The 2,013-nt window shown below is 45.8% G+C and carries 2 protein-coding genes and 1 pseudogene; all 3 read right to left on the minus strand.

Going from position 1 to position 2,013, the window contains the following annotated elements; genetic code table 11:
• Window positions 1-355, minus strand: a pseudogene (locus tag HP456_RS23310) (peptidase M20); the annotation flags it as partial.
• A 6-nt stretch (window positions 356-361) separates the two neighbouring features.
• A complete protein-coding gene (locus tag HP456_RS23315; protein ID WP_172255490.1) occupies window positions 362-1,555 on the minus strand; it encodes a M20 metallopeptidase family protein in 1,194 nt (397 codons plus the stop codon).
• A 209-nt stretch (window positions 1,556-1,764) separates the two neighbouring features.
• Window positions 1,765-2,013, minus strand: a 249-nt coding sequence (locus HP456_RS23320; RefSeq protein ID WP_216663404.1) for a hypothetical protein, incomplete at its 5' end; no start/stop codon positions are given.

Raw genomic sequence — 2,013 nt, forward strand, 5'->3', positions numbered from 1 at the left:
CATCAATATCAAACCGAAAAGCCATTTTAGGTCCAGGTCTCCCGGTATCGAGTGTTGCCACAAGCCCCGTATGGCCGCCTTGCATCCTGACAAGCCAATCTTCTTCCACCCCTTCACACTTCGCCCATTCTTCCTGTTGAAGCAATAGATCTTCAGACGGCACTCCCATCCTTTCTTCAGATACGAGGGCATTCTTCCCTAAATGAATGGTGAAGCCGAGATCCTGCAATTCCTTCCCGATCAGATAAGTGGTGACATACTCAGTGAACCCGAGTTCAGGTTTCTGATGAAAGGCTCTTCTAAATTCAACCAATCTGGGAGAGAGTTCTTCTAAAAACGCATCAAGACGTGACATTCCGTTTCACTCCTTCTTCTCTAATTTGCTCAATGAATCCAGAGCCAGCTGAACCAATAGATTGACACCCTTCGGAAGAGCATCCTCATTCAGCGTAAAGCGGGGATCATGTAAAGGATATTGAGGTTCCGGGTCCAAGGCAGAGGTCCCCAGCCAGTAAAATGCTCCTGGGTATCGTTGTAAGAAACGGGAGAAATCTTCTCCTCCCAGGGAAGGGGAAACAGTGGGCACGGATCCTTCTCCCAAAACTTTTTCAGCAGAGGACCTGACCAGATCTGACCACTCTGGTGTATTCACCGTCGCCGGGTACCCGTCTGAATAATCCACTTGCACACCTGCTCCAAAGCTCTTTTCGACCCCTTCAGTTATGGTATATAATCTGCTTTTCACCATGTCTTTCACTTCTTTCTTGAAGGTCCTGATCGTTCCTTCAAGCGTTACCTGATCTGCAATGACATTATAGCGGTAGCCTCCCTCGATTTTCCCGATCGTCAGGACAGCTGAGTCCAATGGATCTGTATTTCTGCTTACGATCGTTTGAAGCTGAGTGATCAGGTTGTTGGCGATGATAATCGCATCATTCGACTGATGGGGCATACTGGCATGTCCCCCGGATCCCTTTATCGTAATCTTAAATCGATCAGATGCTCCCATGATCTCCCGCTGCAGAATACCTGCTTCACCCGCAGGCAGATCGGGCCACACATGCTGACCGAAGATCACATCAGGCTTATAGTCTTCAAACACTCCATCTGCCATCATCTGCTCCGACCCGCCTGTCGGGGCATCTTCTTCCGAGGGCTGGAATACGAGGAGAACAGTACCCGACAGCTCGGATTTCATTTGGTTCAGGACTTTACCTGCTGCAATCAGCATGGCCGTATGGGCATCATGCCCGCATGCATGCATGATGCCTTCTGTTTTTGATTTATACGAAAGTTCATTTTCTTCTAGGATAGGCAGTGCATCCATATCCGCTCTAAAGGCAACCGTCCCGCCCGGTTTGTTTCCTTGAATGATCCCAAGCACACCTGTTTTTGCATACCCGGTCTTGAAAGGGATTCCCGCTTCTGATAATTTCTGTTGAACAAATGAAGACGTTTCTATCTCTTCCCCGCTCATTTCCGGATGCCGGTGAAGATGGCGTCTCATTTCTACCACTTCATTCTCTACTGATTTCACAAGCTGTTCTAAACTCATTCCAACTAACTCCTTTTCCTGTCGATTGCTCATTTAAGGAAATATTCCTTAATGATTCCGTTATTAGTTATATTCGTGATAACATTTGAAAATCCTACATGAACTGAAAAATTTTTAATAAAAAAAGAGAACTGACTAAGTATCAGCCAGTTCTCTTTAATCTTTATCCGGTTATTCTGCAGCCATTTTGTTATTCGTCTTAATAAACATTAAGGCTTGACGCACCAACCGAATAACTTACATAACCAATTCTTTATCTTCTTAATGATTTCATAAAAACCATCCTGCCAGTCATCTTCACCATCACCAGGCTCTTCCGGATCTTCAGGCTCCACTTCCTGGACAATTCTATCTTCCACTTCTGGCGAGACAGGACTGTTGTTATCAAGATAATCCGTGAACACTTCGAAGTCTACCAGGAACAAGTCGGTTTGACGGCCTTCATCTTTAGCCTGTTT

Source organism: Bacillus haikouensis, assembly GCF_013179555.1.
Taxonomy (GTDB): Bacteria; Bacillota; Bacilli; order Bacillales; family Bacillaceae_B; genus Rossellomorea; species Rossellomorea haikouensis_A.

Bases quoted from the DNA above. Each gene is read 5' to 3' on its own strand.
- HP456_RS23315 (WP_172255490.1), bottom strand. From the start codon at position 1,555: ATGAGTTTAGAACAGCTTGTGAAATCAGTAGAGAATGAAGTGGTAGAA.